This is a genomic window from Shewanella sp. SR44-4 (assembly GCF_014163715.1).
In the GTDB taxonomy this organism is placed as follows: domain Bacteria; phylum Pseudomonadota; class Gammaproteobacteria; order Enterobacterales; family Shewanellaceae; genus Shewanella.
Window position 1 is genome coordinate 1 of sequence record NZ_JACJDU010000023.1, and the last position, 18,745, is coordinate 18,745.

Genomic DNA, 18,745 nt, shown 5'->3' on the forward strand with positions numbered 1-18,745 from the left:
TAAACAAGCGTCTAAACAAGAGCCTAAACAAGAGCCTAAACAAGAACCTAAACAAGAACCTATTCAAAAAGCTATAACAGCTGCATCTCAAGCCCAAGTCGCTGTGTGCGCGTTATATAAATTCGTGGCATTACCGCATTTTGAGGCCGTTCGTCAGCCATTGCTGAGTGTCATGGAACAAAACGAAATCAAAGGCACTTTGTTGCTTGCTCAAGAAGGCATTAATGGCACTGTTGCAGGAACCTCATCAGCGATTGATATTTTATTGGCCTGGTTGGGCACTCAACCTGGTTTAGATAATATCGTGACTAAGCTATCTTTTGACGCTGAAATGCCGTTTTATCGCACCAAAGTGAAGCTGAAAAAAGAAATTGTGACTATGGGTATTGAAGGTATTGATCCTCGTAAAGTCGTCGGGACCTATGTGAAACCTAAAGACTGGAATGCACTTATTTCAGATCCAGATGTGGTGTTGGTTGATACCCGTAATGATTACGAAGTGAAGATTGGTACTTTTAAAAATGCTGTTAATCCAGTAACCGAGACTTTCCGTGAGTTTCCTGAATATGTGAAGCAAAATTTAGATCCGGCTAAACACAAAAAAGTGGCGATGTTTTGTACCGGTGGTATTCGCTGTGAAAAATCTACTGCATATTTGAAAGAGCAGGGCTTTGATGAGGTATATCATCTTGAAGGCGGCATATTAAAATATCTTGAAGAAGTCGAGCAAGAGCAAAGCTTATGGGAAGGTGAATGCTTTGTGTTTGATAACCGCGTAGCGGTAAATCACAGCTTAGAAAAAGGTCAATACGATCAGTGTAATGCTTGTCGTATGCCAATTACTGAAGCAGAAAAACAAACTGAAGCCTATGTTCAAGGAGTCAGCTGTCCACATTGCATTGATAAGGTGCCTGAAGAACAACGTCAGCGGTTTATTGAGCGTGAGCGTCAAGTACAATTAGCCAAGCAACGCGGTGAAGCGCATATTGGTAGCGATGTAAAGCAAGTGATTGATGCTCGTCGCCAACAAAAAGAAGCTCAGCGTAAAGCACAAGAAAAAATGAATAACAAAGGCTAATGAATACCTTTGCTAAAACGAAAGCCCAATCTACATAAGATTGGGCTTTTTTGTTATGGGCACAGTATTAACAGTTACCCTATTTCAGGTTAGTTAGATTTTTATCATTTTAAACGCCATATACAGCGTTGCCTTTTAAGATAAGGGACTCGCTTTACCCAAGCGGGAGATAAAACAGTGATAAAGGGTTTAGCAAGTGTCATAAGTGTGTTATTTTGAGCGCTTTTTTCGATTAGATGACAGAAGGTAAGTCAATGTTTGTTGGATTTGATTACGGCAGTGCCAACTGTGCGATTGGGGTAATGATTGATGATGCGGTATCGTTATTACCATTATCAACTCATTCGGATTTTATGCCTTCAACGTTGTACGCAATGGATCGCGAGCTTATTGCCGAGGCGGTATACCAAGGATTACCAGAACACTTAAAAGCAGAGTATTCTCATCTGCGCAGTTCTCAGTTAATGCGTGCAAAACAAATGCGTCATGAGCTTGATCTGTCGCCGAATGAACAAGCCGTATTTGTTGGCCAAGCTGCGATAGATGCTTATTTAGACATGCCTGAAGAAGGTTTCTATGTCCGTTCTCCAAAGTCTTTTTTAGGTGCCAACGGATTACGTGTTGAACAAATAGCCTTATTTGAAGACATTGTCACCTTGATGATGCAGCATGTTAAAACACTAGCCGATAAAGCGTTAAACGCAAAATCGCTTAGCGCAGCGAGCCATGCGGTGATAGGTCGGCCGGTTAATTTTCAAGGCATAGGTGGCCAAGACAGTAATCAACAAGCTGAAACCATTTTACGCCTGGCGGCAACTCGTTCAGGCTTTACTGATGTGAGGTTTTTATTTGAACCCTTAGCTGCAGGTATGGATTTTGAATCAAACCTTAGCGATGACAATACCGTGTTAGTGGTCGATGTTGGCGGTGGTACGACAGATTGTTCAGTGGTAAAGATGGGGCCGTCGTACATTAAGCAACAAGACCGCAGCCCAGACTGCTTTGGCCATTCAGGTCAACGGATTGGTGGTAACGATTTAGATATCGCGTTAGCGATGACTGGACTGATGCCAAGCTTTGGTGCAGACACGTTAATGATTAACGGTAAACCTATGCCAAGAACACCTTTTTGGAACGCGGTGGCCGTCAATGATATTAGTGCCCAACGTGACTTTGTTAGTTTACCTTCTCGTAAGTTAGTTGAGCAGCTAATCAAAGAAGCACAGCAGCCTGAACTATTAGTTCGTTTACAAAAAGTACAAAAGAATCAAATGAGTTATCAAGTGGTACGCCAAGCTGAAGCAGCGAAAATCAGTTTGTCAGACAATGACACCATTCTATGTTCGTTAGATTTTATTGAAAAGGGGCTGTTAGTCCCATTAACAGCAGCACAGTTTGAGCAAGCCATTAATGATCCCTTAGCGAAAGTTGAAGCATTAATGAAACAAGCGATGCAAACGGCTATCGCCAAAGCGGAGCAACAAGATTGCGATATGCCAACCAGTCCTGATATTGTATATGTAACAGGCGGTACGGCCCGAAGCCCAGCTATATACAATAAAATTGCTAGTGTGTACCCCAATGCCAAAGTGGTGGTGGGTGACCATTTCGGTTCGGTAACCGCAGGTTTAACCCGTTGTGCTCAAAGTGCATTTAACTAAAATTCATTGCACTTAGCTCGCGAAGGCTGATGGTTATGTTAAAGGCTGATGGTTATGCTAAAGGTTGATCATTGTGCTAATAGTAGAATGATCAACAAGCATGCTTTGTCTGCCATCAATATGGTCAATTAATATGATTATCGTGCTCACCAAAATGATGACAATGTTAGTTATTATTATGGCCTGCGGTGGCCGCGCGTCAGTGTGGACTTATTTGTCATTAAAGGCATAGCCATAATGGTTTACCTTTAATGACAGAACATCTCAATTTTTTATAACAACCTATTTTGATGATATAAACTCATAATATTAAAAGGTGTTACCGATGAAAAAAATGCTAATAGTGCTAGGGTTAACGGCACTTCTTACGGCTTGTTCTGACAATGAAGTCGGTGATGTATCACTTGGGATGTTTACGACACAAGACATAAAATTAAACATTTTAAAGGATGACATCGTAACAGGTGTCACTTGTCACATCGCCTCAATAGAAGAAAATCTTAGTTTTTCAGATCCAAGTGATAGCTCTATCTCTTGCAGACAAACAGGGGAAATCACCACCGATATGATTGCACAAATAGATAAAAGTAAATCTGGTGAAGTTGTGTTTAAAAAATCAAAAAGTATATTTTTCAAAACCATGAAAATCAGAAGAATATTTGATGCTGAAAATCAAACGTTAATGTATGTCTCTTACTCTACCAAAGAAACATCGGGAAGCTTCAAACACAGCCTTTCGACCGTTCCACTTTGGGGAACCAAAGCTTATGTTGACCTCGCACCAGCTCACTAAGGGCAACGGTCTGTCTTGCTTCGGGCATATTTAGTATGCATTTTCTACCATCTTGTTATCTGGTTTTGGTACAAGGGAAAATAGGTTGTTCGGTTAATTGATTTCACGATGAATCATTAACAGGTTAACTCGCCATTTAAGGCATACAAAAATGCCTGTTAGGTTCGCTAACAGGCATGTCGAATTGAGCAGATTAAATGAATACGTGAATTAACACTCGACGATATTCACCGCAAGACCGCCTTTTGCTGTTTCTTTGTATTTACTGCGCATGTCTTTACCGGTTTCCATCATCGTTTTAATGACTTTATCCAGTGACACTTTGTGATTACCGTCACCGCGAAGTGCCATGCGTGAAGCATTAATCGCTTTTACAGCACCCATAGCATTACGTTCAATACAAGGTACTTGGACTAGGCCGCCAACTGGATCGCAGGTTAAACCTAAGTTATGTTCCATGCCAATTTCAGCGGCGTTCTCAACCTGTTCTACGGTTCCGCCCATTATTTCAGTTAACGCACCGGCTGCCATTGAACAGGCTACGCCCACTTCACCTTGGCAACCCACTTCAGCGCCAGAAATCGAGGCATTTTTCTTGTACAAAATACCAATGGCAGCAGCGGTTAACAGATAGCGGCTGCACACATCGATATCGACTTCTTGCACAAACATATCGTAGTAACACAATACTGATGGGATAATCCCTGCTGCGCCGTTTGTTGGCGCTGTAACAACGCGGTCGCCTGCGGCATTTTGCTCGTTAACCGATAAAGCAAATAAATCGACCCAGTCCATAGCGGTCAATGGGTCAGTGTTATTTCGCCCTTCCGCTTTTAGACGACGGTAGAGTGCTGGCGCACGTCGGCGTAATTTTAAACCGCCTGGCAATATGCCTTCTTTGTGATAACCACGTTCAACGCAGTTTTTCATGGTTTGCCAAATTTTCCACAAACCTTGCTTGATATCATCTTCACTGGCAATGCTAAGTTCATTGGCCATCATTAATGATGAAATACTTAAGCCGTTGTCGCAGCACAATTGCAGCAATTGCAATGCACTATTAAAGTCGTAAGGTGCTTGTTCTATTGGCGTTGCTGGAGACGCATTACGTTGAGTGATTTCATCTTCATCAAGAATAAACCCGCCGCCAACTGAATAATAGGTACGCTGATATATGCATTCGCCTTTAGACAATGCATATAAGGTCATGGCATTAGCATGTGCAGGTAAGGTTTTACGTCTGTGGTAGGTTACCCCTTCTTCGCGAGTAAATTTCACCTGACGTCCGTCTGCTAAGGTAAGTTTTTGAGTCGTAGACACAATGTCTAAAATGGCATCAATCCCATCGGTATCTACGGTTTCTGGATCTTCACCCATCAGGCCTAAAATGACCGCTTTTCCTGTGCCGTGACCTTTACCTGTTTGGCCTAAAGATCCAAATAATTCTGCTTGTAACTCATCGGTATTCGCTAATAAATTATTATCAGCGACATGCTGTATAAAAATTTTACCTGCCTTCATAGGACCCACTGTATGTGAGCTAGAAGGACCGATACCAATTTTGAACATGTCAAATACGCTAATCATGTTGTTTAACCCTTGCTGAGTCGTTTATTGTTTTCGTTATAAGTGAGTATAATCGTCAAAAGTAATGTTGGCGGTTTATCTCTTATTCTTGGTAGAGTATCCCACACATTAATCAATGACAGTTCATTAGATTTTTTGATGCATTATTCTCACATTAGCCAGCCTTATACTTGATGCATAATGTGACTGGATCAACCTGGCATGATTGTCAGCTATATAGATAAGGGAAAGATTTGAGCTATTTAATGATGGATCTTGCAGGTTTAACTGTATCTGCAACAGAAACTGAGCAATTACAGCATCCGCAAGTGGGTGGTATTATATTGTTTAGTCGCAACTGTGAAAATAAAAGTCAATTAATTGAATTGGTTAAAAGTGTTCGCAGTATTCGCCCTGAATTATTAATTGCGGTCGATCATGAAGGTGGCCGAGTTCAACGTTTTCGTGAAGGTTTTAGTTTAATTCCTGCCATGGGTGATATTTTACCTGCCGCTAAAGGCGATTTAACATTAGCTAAACAATGGGCGAAAGAGTGCGGATTTTTAATGGCTGTTGAGCTGTTAGCGTGTGATATTGATTTAAGTTTTGCGCCTGTTTTAGACGTAAATGGTATAAGTGAAGTGATTGGAAAGCGCAGTTTTAGTGCAAATCCTGATGAAGTCAGTGCATTAGCTCAGCAGTTTATCATTGGCATGAATGAGGCCGGTATGGCTGCGGTAGGAAAACATTTTCCTGGTCATGGCAGTGTTGCTGCCGATTCACATATTGCCATGCCAGTTGATCCAAGGACTAAAGAGCAGGTGGAAGCTTTTGATATGCAGCCATTTAAGCTCTTGATAGGTTCTCAGCAGCTACAAGGTGTGATGCCAGCACATGTGGTTTATTCAAATATTGATCCTAATCCCGCTGGCTTTTCATCTTACTGGCTACAAACTATTTTACGTCAACAATTAGGTTTTGATGGGGTGATTTTTTCTGACGACTTAGGCATGAAGGGCGCCAGTTTTGCTGGTAATTACCTTGGCCGTGCTAAAGCGGCATTAGATGCTGGTTGTGATATGATCTTGGTCTGTAATGATCCTGTTGGTGTTAATGCTTTATTAACCGAGTTTGATTGGCCTGCTGCAGAGCCTACACATACCGCATTATCGCTAAAGGGTAATACTGCACAATCCTTGCAGGCGCTTGAGCAACAATCGCGTTGGCAAGCTGCGCAGCAATTGACGATGGACATTACTCGCATTGCACAATCATTGTAGATTGTCTCAATAACCACAGCTCGAGTTAAGGGGGCGTATTTATTCTCCCGGGCAGAGGTTGTCGAGTAAATGAGCAGGCCATTAAGCAAAAAAACCGGATCAATTGATCCGGTTTTTTAGTCTTAAGCTATCGAGCTGTTAACCAGTATAAGGTGCTGGTTGGCTAGTGGTAGCACGCTCGGTTAAATCAATGGGTTTAACATTAGTCGGTTGAGACATTTTTCGAATTTGCATCACAACACCCAATTGCGGGTGATCAAAGTAGTGGATCTCGCCACTGCGCACACGACGATTCTGGATAAGCGGGATGCTTTCTAAATAAGGTGCTAGTTGCTTTTTACCTTCTATTTCTAGAGCGGCATATTCATTAAACTCTAAAGGACTTGATTCAAGCATTTTTTGAGTCGGTTTACGCAAAGCCAGATTATTTTCAATATACAGATAATGACTGAGATAAATGTTTATCGAGCCATCTAATTCCCATACAGGACCTATTTTTGGCGCTTCATAAGCGTTACCTAAGGCACCAAATTCTGTGCTTGGCATGGCTTCTGTTTGAGTTGCTTTTTTGACCGCTAAGCCATGATATTCAAAATTCTTTGAAAAATCCTTACCACCAAATATACGCACTGGTTTAGCGCGTCTACGCGACTGCATATTTTGTTGCCAGGTTAAATGCACTAGGCTTTTAACATAAGGTTCGCGACTGATCGTTCGAATTAAGTCATTAAACTTACCTTGGCTTTGAGCCAGCAGTAATGGGCCTTGACCTAAATATGCGGATTGCGGCTTGCTGGCTCCGATATTAAACGGAACTTCGCTTGGATGGGCCGCGATACTGTTACTGACTTTTGGGTCATTACAGTTACTGGCGCCATTGGTCCAGTCGGTTGAAGTACAACCATTTAAGCCAACGGCAACCCCGGTTATGTCGGTACTGATCACTGGCGTAATGATATCCACAGTGTCTTTACTGAGCTTTGGTGGTGTGGCATTGAGCCATTTTTCAACAGACGGCTGTTGGCGTTCAAATACAAACACTTCAACTTCAAACCATGATTCTGCATGGGCTGAAAAGCTGTGGGATAGCGCTGTGATAGCGGCGATAGAAATCGCAAGTTTACGAAGCACTATTTGTCTCCAAAATTTGATGTTTAGCGAACTGTTCAAGCAGGGTGTTGATTAACTCAAGACGCTCTTTGCTTGTCTCAGCAGGAATGTTGAACTTTAACTTATTTGGCCCGTCCATTCGATAGATTTGTGGTTGGTTTTGCAACAAACCAATAATAAACATCGGATCGACGTGATTTTCTTGACCAAATTCGACACTGCCACCTTTGGCGTGCATTTCTATTTTGACAATACCTAACGCGGTTGCTTGATGTTTATACAGAGTAATTGCCATTAAATTTCGGGTTGGCACAGGTAACATACCAAATCGGTCAATAAATTCGACTTTAAGTTCATCGAGCATGGTGTCGGTTTCGCAGTTAGCGATACGTTTATACAATGATAAGCGCATATTAACATCACTGACGTAATCTTCTGGTAATAACGCCGGAATGCGTAAATCGATTTCTGCTTTGGCACTCATCATATAGGCTAAAGAAGGCTCTTTCCCTTCTTTGAGGGCTTTTACGGCAGATTCCAGCATTTCCATGTATAAGCTAAAACCAATTTTTGAGATATGGCCGCTTTGTTCATCGCCGAGCAATTCACCCGCACCGCGAATTTCTAAATCTTGGGTGGCGAGTAAAAATCCTGCGCCAAGATCTTCTAGGGCTTCAATGGCTGCAAGACGTTTGCGGGCATCTGGGGTCATACGTTTAGGATGAGGCGTCATCATATAAGCATAAGCTTGGTGATGCGATCGCCCAACACGGCCGCGAAGCTGGTGCAATTGTGCTAAACCAAACATGTCGGCTCGGTCGATAATGATGGTATTGGCACTAGGCACATCGATACCGGTTTCGATAATGGTAGTACATACCAACACGTTAAAACGTTGGTGATAAAAGTCGGTCATGACTTTTTCAAGATCGCGTTCTCGCATTTGCCCATGGGCGGTTATGACGCGGGCTTCAGGAAGTAAATCGCGAATGTTTTGCGCGGTTTTTTCAATGGTCTCAACATTGTTATGTAGATAATACACTTGGCCACCACGCAAAATTTCACGCAAGATGGCTTCTCGTGCCGTGGCTTTGTCATATTCACGCACAAAGGTTTTTACTGCCAAACGTTTAGCTGGTGGGGTGGCGATAATCGATAAATCTCGCATACCCGACATGGCCATGTTCAATGTCCGCGGAATCGGTGTGGCGGTGAGGGTTAAAATGTCGACATTGGCACGTAATGCTTTAATTTTTTCTTTTTGACGCACACCAAAGCGGTGTTCTTCGTCGATGACTAATAATCCGAGGTTGTCGAAGTTAGCTTCTGATGACAGTAATTTATGAGTGCCGATAACGATATCGACTTTACCTTCAGACAGTTGTTCAACAACACTGCTTTGTTCTTTAGCGGTTCTAAAGCGTGACATCACTTCAATAACGATAGGCCAATCAGCGAAACGGTCTTTAAAGTTTTCGTAGTGTTGCTGGGCAAGCAGGGTAGTCGGCACTAACACCACCACTTGTTTACCGGCATTCACGGCGACAAATGCTGCTCGCATGGCCACTTCTGTTTTGCCAAAACCTACGTCACCACAGACTAAGCGATCCATTGCGCGTGGTGCTTGCATGTCTTCAAGTACTGCGTGAATGGCACTTTCTTGGTCGACGGTCTCTTCAAATGGGAAACCTTGACTGAATTGGGCGTATTCTTCTTCATCAATACTCATTGCATCGCCAGGACGAGCTTGACGACGAGCATATACATCCAACAACTCAGCGGCCACATCACGAATACGTTCTATGGCTTTTTTCTTGGCCTTAGCCCAGGTTTCGTTACCTAACTTATTGAGGTGGGTATTACCATCGCCGCTGGCATTATAGCGACTGATAAGGTGCAGTGACGACACTGGCACATACAACTTGTCGCCACCTGAATATTCCAGTTTTAAATATTCTGCAACCAAACCGCCAGTATCAAGCGTTTCTAATCCTTGGTATAACGCAACACCGTGCTCTAGGTGGACAATAGGTTGACCGACTTTAAGTTCAGCTAGGTTTTTGACTAAAACATCGGTGCTAACTTGTTTTTGTTTTTCGCGGCGACGTTGCTGCGAAATACGCTGACCAAACAGTTCGGTTTCACAAATGATACTTACTGCACCTTTTGCGGTGTCGGTTAGCACACAACCTCGCGCTAAAGGCGACACGATTAAGCCTATATTGTCTTTGGCTGCGAGGTAGTCGTTAAGATGAGCAAACTGCTTGGGTTTAATGTCAATTTTGGCAAACAAGTCTAACAGGGCTTCTCGGCGGCCTTCCGATTCGGCACTAAACACTAATTTTGGATGCTGCTGACAATACTCTTGTAACGCAATGAGTGGCTGTTTGAGTTTATGGTTAGCATTGATGTCGGGCAGTGTTTCAACGTTAGCGATGAGGGTATGCGTTGGAAGTGCAACTTCAGCTAGCGGCTCGCCGGCATTATTGGTGTCGGTGGCAATATATTGCTGTAATAATTGGGTACGAGTAAAAGATTTAAATGCCGCGAATAATTCATCATTAAGCAAGTAAAGTTCTTTGGGCGCCAATAACGGCCTTAGTGGATCAACACGTCGGTCTTCGTAGCGAACATTGACTTCATGTAAGTGCGCTAAACTGGCTTTTTCAATATTGCCTAAGGTGATGAGTTGACTGTTTTGCGGCAAATAATCAAACAATGTGGCCGTGTCATCGAAAAATAACGGTAAGTAGTTTTCAATGCCTGCGGGCATTAAATTACGGCTGACGAGTTGATAAACTGATTCGGCCTCTTTTGAAATGACTTCAAAGCGACGACGATAACGTTGTCTAAAACCTTCAATAGCATTGCTGTCGGTGGGAAATTCTTTGGCTGGCAGCATGCGAATCGCATCGCGAGCCATGCCTGAACGCTGAGTATCAACATCAAAAAAACGTATCGATTCAACTTCATCATCAAACAACTCTATGCGTAATGGTTGTTTTGAGCCGGTAGGAAAAATATCGATAATAGAGCCACGAATAGCAAACTCACCATGTTCATATACTTGATCGACAATATGATAACCGGTATCAGTAAGGTGTTGTCTGGCTTGCTGTAAACTGTATGTGTCGCCTTTATTAAGCACCATGACATTGGCAGTCATAAATGATTTAGGAGGTAGGCGAACCATTAAGGTATTTACCGGTACGATGACCACATTGTGCTGGCTTTGACCAATATTGGCTAAGGTTTCAAGTCGCTGCGATACTAAGTCTTGGTGCGGCGAAAAACTATCGTAAGGCAAGGTTTCACGATCGGGGAACAAACATACATTCACATTGATGTGGTTTAATAAATAACTCAGTTCGACCTCAAGCGATAACGCACTAGGCGTATCGTGAGTGACAATAATACTGGTGCCAGGATGGTTATTGATTAAGTTGGCGAGGGTGATGGCTTGCGACACGCCACCCAATGTTGCCAAAGTTTGCGTTTGTTGGCCTTTTTTTACACTCGGCGGCGTGAGTACACTAAATAGGTTCATTGAAATCTTTGTCAGTTCCGTTTGCGATCAAGTCGTATTGAATGAGGCGAGGCTTCAGCTACGCTGTTTATCGATATTCTGTTTACGTTTTTTGAGCATTTTTTGTTGTACATTCAAGCTTGCTTTAACTAATTGCTCAATATCATCTTCAAGTATTTGGCTAAATTCAAGTTCACAGCGCCAATATGCGGTTTCGATGGCGTCATCTGTTGATACTGGGGTGCAGCTTTGTATTTGGCACAGACACAGCAATGCCACTAATTCTGTATGCAAATAGATGTGGGTCTTAACGTATTCATTTACAACTAATGGACGTGAAGAAAGGATACTAATTCCACTGCCACCAAATTGATCACCTTTAAATAACTCACCATCTTGAACTTCTTTTTCCAACACGTGTTGCAATACTAAATCGACTTTACGCGATTGTAGCTTTAAAAAATCCACTACGGCTTTAGCATCATTGTCTAAATTGCGCAGTTGCAGTAAACAATTTGCTTCAAGACTTTTCACTTCGGTCAGTAGTTTTAACCCAACAGATTGCATGTCGCGGAGTTCATCATCTGTGGGTAAAGCTTGGTTTGCATCCCACGAAGTTAAGTACACATTAAAGTGGTGAGGCACACTAAAATAAGAATTGCTGTCAGGTATCAAGGTTTGCCTCTTTATTTATCACACTAATAGCCCTATTATCGTGCCCAACTTAATGATTTAGCAAGTCATACACGCTGGCTTGTTGTTTTCATATTCACATTTTGCCTGATTGTCTGACTTATACGCCCCAATAGGCGCACAGGATTAGTATTTTTTTATGAATTTAGGATTTTCTTTTTTTATTGGCTACCGTTACTGGCGAGCCCGAAAAGCGAATGCTTTTGCCTCTTTTATTACCTTCTTTGCGGTATCGGGTATTTTTTTAGGTGTTGCAGCATTGATTGTGGTCAGTTCAGTGATGAATGGACTCGAAGGCCAACTGAAAAATCGCATTTTAGGGGCTGTGCCACAAATGACCCTTATCAGTGATATGGGATTTAGGGATTGGCAACAAAGTAGCCAAAGCCTGTTGGCGGATAAATATTTACTACAAAATATTCGTGGCATTGTGCCTAGTGCGACCACTCAAGCCATGATCCAATCGAGCAGTAACATTCAAGCTATACAAATGTATGGAGTTTACCCAGAGCTTGAGCAATCATTGTCGAGCATTGCGGCTCATACTTATTCAGATGCTTTTTCAACGTTACAAGCTGGCAAGTATTCAATTGTGCTCGGCACTGATCTAGCTCGCAAATTAGACGTTAAAGCGGGCGATAAGGTTAGAGTGTTAAGCGGTGACGGGGTGGTCTATTCACCCATGGGCCCGGTGCCGAGTCAGCGTAAATTTACCGTTGCTGGTGTATTTGAAATGGGCTCGCAAGTCGATTCCAGTGTTGCCTATGTGCATTATAAAGATGCGCGTAAATTGATGCGCCAAGACAGTAATACCATTAATGAATTACGGGTGTATTTGAACGATCCATTTTCCGCGCCAGCGTTAGCACCCAAAGTGGTTGCTGGCTTTGCTAAGCAAAATATTGAAATCCAAACCAGCGACTGGCGGCAAGACTTTGGCCACTTATTCTCGGCCGTTAAGATGGAAAAAAACATGATGTCGTTGATGTTAAGTTTAATCGTTGCTGTTGCCGCGTTTAATATGGTGTCGGCATTGGTCATGATGGTGGTCGATAAAACCACTGATGTTGCTGTACTCAAAACACAAGGTGTCACAACCTCGTCTGTGATGGGCATATTTATTGTGCAGGGATTATTAAATGCTTTGTTAGGTTTAATTCTCGGGACGGTTGTTGGTATTGCTGTCACCTTGAATTTAAATGAAATTCTATCTGGTCTTGGTGTTTCTATTTTAGGTGTTGGGCAAACATTACCAGTGCAATTGTCGATAAATCAAATGAGTTATATTATTGTTGGCTCGCTATTAATTACCTTACTTGCCACTCTTTACCCTGCGCTATCGGCTGCAAGGGTTCAACCCGCTACTGCTTTGAGATACGAATAATGAGTCAAATACAAACCGCGTTATTACAAGTTAATCATGTCAGCAAGCAATATCATGATGGTGAAGTGACTACTCATGTATTGTCTGGAGTCGATTTAACGGTTTATAAAGGCGAACAATTGGCCATAGTGGGGAGTTCAGGTTCAGGTAAAAGTACCTTACTACACATTATGGGCACCTTAGATTCGCCAACGTCGGGTTCGGTATTACTTGATGGCGAAGACTTATATAAATTGTCTGCGGTACGCCAAGCACAAGTGCGTAATAACGATTTAGGCTTTATTTATCAGTTCCATCATTTATTACCCGAATTTACTGCGATTGAAAACGTTGCTATGCCTGCGTTTATCCAAGGTAGAGATAAAAAACAAGCTTTGGTTGATGCTAAAAGCTTACTAGATCGTGTTGGTTTGGGGCATCGATTACATCATATCCCAGCGCAATTGTCTGGTGGCGAACGTCAACGTGTTGCGATAGCACGGGCATTAATAAACAAGCCCAAGTTAGTGTTAGCCGATGAGCCAACGGGTAATTTAGATGCCAGTAGTGCAGATAATGTTTATGCGATGATCCGCGAGCTGGCTCAGCAATTTGATACTGCGTTTGTTGTAGTGACTCATGATCATAAATTAGCCGCTAAAATGGACCGTCAATTGACCATGAAAGATGGTGTGTTACAAGTGGTTCCTAATAGTGCAGGGCAGGCCGAATGAGTCAGTGGTTACCATTAACAATTGGTTGGCGTTTTTTTCGTGCCAGGCAATCAAATCGTTTTATCGGTTTTATTTCATTTGCTTCAACTGCGGGCATTGCGTTAGGCGTCGGTGTACTGATTGTGTTGTTGTCGGCCATGAATGGCTTTGAAAAAGAATTGCAACAACGTTTATTGGGCGTGGCATCTCATGGTGAACTTGTTGGTGTGAATGAACCCATCGCCGACTGGCAGGTAATTGCTAAAAGCGCACAAAACTTACCACAAATTACCGGTGTAGCACCGTTTATTCGCTTGCAAGGGTTAGTGCAAAAGCCGAGTGGTTTTCAAGGACTGGTGGTAACAGGTATTGATATTAACCATGAAGCCGATGTGTCGAGCATTAACCAATACATGTCTACAGAGGCATGGCAGTCGCTACAGGGCGATCAAAATAATATTGTTTTAGGCCGTAGTTTATTGACTAAATTAGAGCTTAATGTCGGCGACACGTTAGCTATGTTCACCCCAGATGCCAATAACAGTCAATTAACCTCGGCTAAAAGTCATCGGTTTGTGGTCTCTGGTGTATATGATGTCGGCGGGGAAATTGAATCAATCCAGGCTTATACATCGATGGAGTATCTGGCTGATATGTTAACGCTAGGGACTTCGGTTAGCGGAGTACGCATTCAAGTCGATAATGTACTTAATGCAGCGAGCATTACTCGTGATTTGGGGTTCGCCCAAGAACAATATTTATACATTAATGATTGGACTCGCTCACAAGGGCATGTCTATCAAGATATTCAGTTAGTGCGTTTAGTGATGTACTTGGTATTAGCGCTGGTGATTGCTGTGGCGTGCTTTAACATTGTGTCGACATTAGTGATGGCAGTACGTGATAAAGCCTCTGAAATTGCTATTTTAATGACAATGGGCATCAGTCGTGGCGCTATAATGACCATATTTATGTTACAGGGTGCATTAAATGGGCTTATGGGGTGCACTATTGGCGGTGTGTTTGGCGTCGCTTTTGCCTATAACTTGAGCGCGATAGCAAATGGCTTTGAGCAATTTTTGGGTATTCAACTATTGGCGTCAGATATTTATTTTATCGACTTTTTACCGTCACAACTTCATGGTCAAGATGTGATAGTCGTTATTGTTATGGGATTGGTCATGAGCTTACTTGCGACTATTTACCCCGCATGGAAAGCCACTAAAATAGCACCAGCGACAGCATTAGCGGGCCGATAGTTTAGGTGCAGATGAACACTTGGTTGTAGCGCTTCATTCGGTTTTAGGGCTTAATTGGGTTGTAACATCGTCGCTTATTGAATTATCGAGCCAATGAGTGATAGCGTAAACAACCTGAGTTGAGCCATGGTGGTGTATGAGTATTTATACGTCATGTTTACTAGTTAGCGAGTTAATTTGCAGCCTGTGTATGGCTTATAAGGATGTGTTATGTCTTGTAATCAATGCACTGATTCGGTTTTTAAACAGAAAATTGGCCGTTGTAAACGCTGTATGTGGCAGTTAACGGCTCTTAGCTTATTCACCTGGCCACTGTGGTGGTATTACTACGCCGATACGCCCAAGACGGTCGAGTCTATCGCGCTACTTTTCTTTGCTACTAGCTTTACCGGCTTACTGATTCTGCACTTGATGGTGTGGGCTTATCGAGCGGCTACAAAGCAACAATAACCAACTTCCCTTTGCCGTATTATTAATAGATTATCGTCATAGGCATATGTTGAGCCACCCCATCGTTTATATTCACGGATGGCCAAGCCCAATGGCACAAATATAAATTAATATCCTTAGCTTATCAATAATTAAGGCCGCAGAAGCGGCCTTAATGGTATTAAGTTGATCAATCTATTGATGGCTTACTAACCTTTACGCTTTTGCCATTTAAACAAAACTGAATAGCGCCACATACTTTTAATGACAATAAACCCAACTAGCGCACTGATAATGCCAAGAGCTAAGCAACCAACGAGAAAGGGTGGGCCGATGGTTGATACTGATGCTTCAATCCATGCCCAGCTGGCTTCAAACTGAAATGCTTGTGCTTTATGGCCTAGGATTTTAGCGCCTAACAAGTAGGCACCATAAAACATTATAGGCATCGTCAGTGGATTTGTTATCCATACCAGCGCCACAGCAACCGGAAGGTTGACGTTAAATATAATGGCAAATCCAGCAGCAACGACCATTTGAAATGGCATGGGGATCCAAGCCACAAATAGCCCAACAGCAAAGGCTCCTGGCGCTGATTTCCGATTTAATACCCATAAATTAGGTTTGTGCAATAGTGTGCCAAACATCCGTAAATACTTATGTTCACGAAGTGTTTCTGGTTTTGGCATAAATCTTTGTATTAATTTTTTTGGCATATTTGTCGATTAATGTCTTAACTAATTCATTATGAATCGATTTATCTATGGCTTTTGCGCCTGTTCTTTATCAGCGATGTTATGGCCTTCGCTGGCACCAATATGGTGTTTGCCCATTCTATTCTTGGCTATGCTTCTTTGCCTTCGCAAAGGGCCGCTTATGGCTGGCTGTTTATTCGCCGTCATTTGGCTGAGCCTGTTGTTTCATTGTCTATATATGCATCAATATGCTGAAAAGTCGCAACAAATCGAGTTTAAGGCGCAGATAGTATCACTAGTTAGCCAAAACAGCGACTGGATTAGTTTTGATGTGCGCGTCATGGCAAAACCTTATCAAGACGCTTTTTTAGAGACGTTGTCGCTTAATAATGTGCAGCGATATTACCGATTAACATGGCAAAAGCCAGATAAAATTGTTGTGGGCCAAATATGGCAATTTAGTGCAAAGGTTAAAGGGATTTCGAGTATCCAAAATCAAGGTGGTTTTAACCAGCAAAAGTACTTTATTAGTAAACATATTGTCGCCAAAGGTCGTGTTAAGCAAGCTGAGTTGCTTAGTCACAGTGGATCGATGCGTCAACAGATCATGGAAACATTATCGCCTTTATTGGCACACTTTTCTCAGGGCGATATTTTACAAGCATTGATTTTTGGTGATAAAAGCGCGTTAACCTCTGAACGTTGGCAGCAGTTGCGGCAGACAGGGGCAGGGCATTTAGTCGCGATTTCAGGTTTACATCTGGCGGTGGTTTTCGGTTTATTCTATGGCATTTTGATTGGGGTAAGTCGTTATGTTTTCTCTTGGCAGCATTTGGCTAAAATCCAACTCGCAATGGTATTTGCGGCAGCATTTACCTTCGGTTATGGCTACTTATCTGGGTTTGCTATTGCCACTCAACGCGCATTGCTGATGCTATTTTTATTGATGATATTCAGCTTTATTAAACAATTTAGTCATCATTGGGATCGACTTGTATATGCATTGTTTTTTGTATTGTTGGTCGATCCTTTTGCGTCACTAGGTGCTGGGTTGTGGTTATCTTTTGGTGCATTGGTGATTATTTTATTGTCGGTGAAACCTGATTCGGTAGATCAACGTTCTAGCTTAAGCACTGCTCTTGTTAACCCAGACATTGAAGTTTCTAAGTTCACTTTGAGGGACAAATGTATTCAAAAAGCTATACAGCTTAAGGATAAAATTTTACATGGACTTATTATATTGTGGTCTATTCAATGGCGTTTAGCGCTGTTACTCGGTGTTTTGCAAGGGATATTATTTGGTGGCATTGCACCTCATAGTATCTGGTTGAATATGCTGCTGGTACCTTGGTTTAGTTTGGTGGTTATTCCATTAACCATGCTGAGCTTTTGCATTTGGTTACTGGCGTTGTGCATCCTATGGTTGTTAGCGATTGATATTGTTTCATTGCAAAGCCTAAGCGTAATGATATTTCAGTGGGCTAATTTTAGTTTGGAGCCCTTTGCGTGGTTATTACAGTTGAGTGATCGCTTGCCGTTAAAACAACTGGTGTTAACCGAACAAGAGTTAGCTGCGGGAGTCTTTTTTGTTTTGGCGCTGATATTGTTGATGTTACGCGGTTATGTGCCGAGTCAGCGCAAGTGGGGTTATCGCGTTATAGTGTCAGTGCTTATGCTGCCAGTCATCATGAACAAGTTAGTGACTCATGAGATATTGTTATCGCCAGCGTCTTCGTTAGTTTCAACACCATGGCAGCTTCATGCCATCGATGTGGCTCAAGGAATGGCTGTGGTTTTACAGCAAGGGCAGCATGGGGTTATTTACGACACTGGCGCTGCATATGGCGAGTTCAGTTATGCTCAACGTGCGATATTGCCTTTTTTGGCCAGTAAGGGGATTCGTTATATTGATTATATTGTCGTGAGTCATGACGATAATGATCATGCTGGTGGATTAAACGTATTAGTCGAACAATTTCCGCAGGCGACATTAATTGCTGATTTTTCAGCGTCAGCGTTAACTGAATCATCACATAGCGTGCAAACTTGTGACGGTGAATTATTGTGGCGCGGTGTACAATTGAGTTTTATCCCAAATATTTTAAGCGCCAATAGTAATGATAATAACCGTTCCTGCGTGGTCAAATTGTTTGACGGTCAGTCAACGGTGTTGTTAACCGGAGACATTGAAGCTCCACGAGAGCAAGCACTTTTGGCGGTAAATGCAGATATTCAAGCCGATATTTTATTCGTTCCGCACCACGGTAGTCGAACCTCATCTACCCAAGCATTTATTGATAGTGTTAACCCCCAATTAGCTATTTTTACCGCAGGTTTCTCTAATCAATATGGTTTTCCTAAACCGGATATTGTGGCGCGGTATCAACAACAAGGCAGTAAAATATTACAAACTGGCCATGTCGGCCAAATAAGCATCAACTTCACTGATGAAGGATACAAAGTGACCACTTATCGTCAGCAAATTGCCCCATTTTGGTATAACCGTTTGTTTAGATTTGGTGAGTCACTTAAAGCAGAGTAGAATGTTATTCATGTTTGCTAGTTAAGTATTGGATTCA

Annotated in this window: 14 protein-coding genes; 9 read left to right on the plus strand and 5 right to left on the minus strand. The window is 42.3% G+C overall.

Annotated features, from left to right (window positions below):
- The first annotated feature begins 73 nt into the window (after positions 1-73).
- From H5125_RS12105 to H5125_RS12115, 3 genes are all read left to right on the plus strand, one after another.
- Positions 74-1,078 (plus strand): rhodanese-related sulfurtransferase, encoded by a 1,005-nt coding sequence (locus H5125_RS12105; protein WP_182744365.1) that lies wholly within the window; start codon positions 74-76, stop codon positions 1,076-1,078.
- 254 nt (positions 1,079-1,332) lie between these two features.
- Complete coding sequence (gene yegD / locus H5125_RS12110; protein ID WP_101086841.1) at positions 1,333-2,739, plus strand: molecular chaperone; 1,407 nt, start codon at positions 1,333-1,335, stop codon at positions 2,737-2,739.
- 325 nt (positions 2,740-3,064) lie between these two features.
- Entirely contained in the window at positions 3,065-3,532 is a 468-nt protein-coding gene (locus tag H5125_RS12115; protein ID WP_101086842.1) for a CreA family protein, read from the plus strand.
- 210 nt (positions 3,533-3,742) lie between these two features.
- Here H5125_RS12115 and H5125_RS12120 read toward each other — a convergent pair whose 3' ends face one another.
- Positions 3,743-5,119 carry an L-serine ammonia-lyase gene (locus tag H5125_RS12120; protein ID WP_101086843.1) on the minus strand — a complete coding sequence of 459 codons (1,377 nt, stop codon included), beginning with the start codon at positions 5,117-5,119 and terminating at the stop codon, positions 3,743-3,745.
- Positions 5,120-5,352: 233 nt separating this feature from the next.
- Here H5125_RS12120 and nagZ point away from each other — a divergent pair, with 233 nt between their 5' ends.
- Positions 5,353-6,378 (plus strand): beta-N-acetylhexosaminidase, encoded by a 1,026-nt coding sequence (gene nagZ, locus H5125_RS12125; RefSeq protein ID WP_162023361.1) that lies wholly within the window; start codon positions 5,353-5,355, stop codon positions 6,376-6,378.
- A gap of 138 nt (positions 6,379-6,516) precedes the next feature.
- Here the strand turns inward: nagZ and H5125_RS12130 are convergent, their stop codons facing one another.
- Genes H5125_RS12130 through H5125_RS12140 form a run of 3 tightly spaced genes read right to left on the minus strand, consistent with a single transcriptional unit; the run spans position 6,517 to position 11,689 of the window.
- On the minus strand, positions 6,517-7,509 hold the full coding sequence (locus tag H5125_RS12130) for a peptidoglycan binding protein CsiV (protein WP_162023360.1): 993 nt from the start codon (positions 7,507-7,509) through the stop codon (positions 6,517-6,519).
- The gene (gene mfd, locus H5125_RS12135) at positions 7,499-11,035 is read right to left on the minus strand and encodes a transcription-repair coupling factor (protein ID WP_182744340.1); all 3,537 of its coding nucleotides are present in this window, start codon (positions 11,033-11,035) and stop codon (positions 7,499-7,501) included. Before mfd ends, H5125_RS12130 begins: the two co-directional genes overlap by 11 nt.
- A gap of 54 nt (positions 11,036-11,089) precedes the next feature.
- Positions 11,090-11,689, minus strand: a complete 600-nt coding sequence (locus H5125_RS12140) for a hypothetical protein (protein WP_162023358.1) — start codon at positions 11,687-11,689, stop codon at positions 11,090-11,092.
- A 157-nt stretch (positions 11,690-11,846) separates the two neighbouring features.
- Between H5125_RS12140 and H5125_RS12145 the strand changes: the two genes are divergently transcribed.
- The 4 genes from H5125_RS12145 to H5125_RS12160 all read left to right on the plus strand — a co-directional run bounded on the left by H5125_RS12145 (position 11,847) and on the right by H5125_RS12160 (position 15,492).
- On the plus strand, positions 11,847-13,091 hold the full coding sequence (locus H5125_RS12145; protein WP_101086848.1) for a lipoprotein-releasing ABC transporter permease subunit: 1,245 nt from the start codon (positions 11,847-11,849) through the stop codon (positions 13,089-13,091).
- Between the two features lie 8 nt (positions 13,092-13,099).
- Positions 13,100-13,804, plus strand: a complete 705-nt coding sequence (gene lolD, locus H5125_RS12150; RefSeq protein ID WP_162024358.1) for a lipoprotein-releasing ABC transporter ATP-binding protein LolD — start codon at positions 13,100-13,102, stop codon at positions 13,802-13,804.
- Positions 13,801-15,042: a lipoprotein-releasing ABC transporter permease subunit LolE gene (lolE, locus tag H5125_RS12155; protein WP_182744341.1), complete on the plus strand. Its 1,242-nt coding sequence runs from the start codon at positions 13,801-13,803 to the stop codon at positions 15,040-15,042. Before lolD ends, lolE begins: the two co-directional genes overlap by 4 nt.
- A 210-nt stretch (positions 15,043-15,252) precedes the next feature.
- Positions 15,253-15,492 (plus strand): DUF3624 domain-containing protein, encoded by a 240-nt coding sequence (locus H5125_RS12160; RefSeq protein ID WP_162023356.1) that lies wholly within the window; start codon positions 15,253-15,255, stop codon positions 15,490-15,492.
- A 188-nt stretch (positions 15,493-15,680) separates the two neighbouring features.
- Here the strand turns inward: H5125_RS12160 and H5125_RS12165 are convergent, their stop codons facing one another.
- A complete protein-coding gene (locus H5125_RS12165; RefSeq protein ID WP_101086854.1) occupies positions 15,681-16,187 on the minus strand; it encodes a DUF2062 domain-containing protein in 507 nt (168 codons plus the stop codon).
- A gap of 76 nt (positions 16,188-16,263) precedes the next feature.
- Between H5125_RS12165 and H5125_RS12170 the strand changes: the two genes are divergently transcribed.
- Positions 16,264-18,708 carry a DNA internalization-related competence protein ComEC/Rec2 gene (locus tag H5125_RS12170; RefSeq protein WP_259395452.1) on the plus strand — a complete coding sequence of 815 codons (2,445 nt, stop codon included), beginning with the start codon at positions 16,264-16,266 and terminating at the stop codon, positions 18,706-18,708.
- The last annotated feature ends 37 nt before the right edge of the window (positions 18,709-18,745 follow it).

Bases quoted from the DNA above. Each gene is read 5' to 3' on its own strand.
- H5125_RS12120 (WP_101086843.1), bottom strand. From the start codon at position 5,119: ATGATTAGCGTATTTGACATGTTCAAAATTGGTATCGGTCCTTCTAGC.
- mfd (WP_182744340.1), bottom strand. From the start codon at position 11,035: ATGAACCTATTTAGTGTACTCACGCCGCCGAGTGTAAAAAAAGGCCAA.
- H5125_RS12160 (WP_162023356.1), top strand. From the start codon at position 15,253: ATGTCTTGTAATCAATGCACTGATTCGGTTTTTAAACAGAAAATTGGC.
- H5125_RS12115 (WP_101086842.1), top strand. From the start codon at position 3,065: ATGAAAAAAATGCTAATAGTGCTAGGGTTAACGGCACTTCTTACGGCT.
- yegD (WP_101086841.1), top strand. From the start codon at position 1,333: ATGTTTGTTGGATTTGATTACGGCAGTGCCAACTGTGCGATTGGGGTA.
- lolE (WP_182744341.1), top strand. From the start codon at position 13,801: ATGAGTCAGTGGTTACCATTAACAATTGGTTGGCGTTTTTTTCGTGCC.
- H5125_RS12170 (WP_259395452.1), top strand. From the start codon at position 16,264: ATGTTATGGCCTTCGCTGGCACCAATATGGTGTTTGCCCATTCTATTC.
- H5125_RS12145 (WP_101086848.1), top strand. From the start codon at position 11,847: ATGAATTTAGGATTTTCTTTTTTTATTGGCTACCGTTACTGGCGAGCC.
- H5125_RS12165 (WP_101086854.1), bottom strand. From the start codon at position 16,187: ATGCCAAAAAAATTAATACAAAGATTTATGCCAAAACCAGAAACACTT.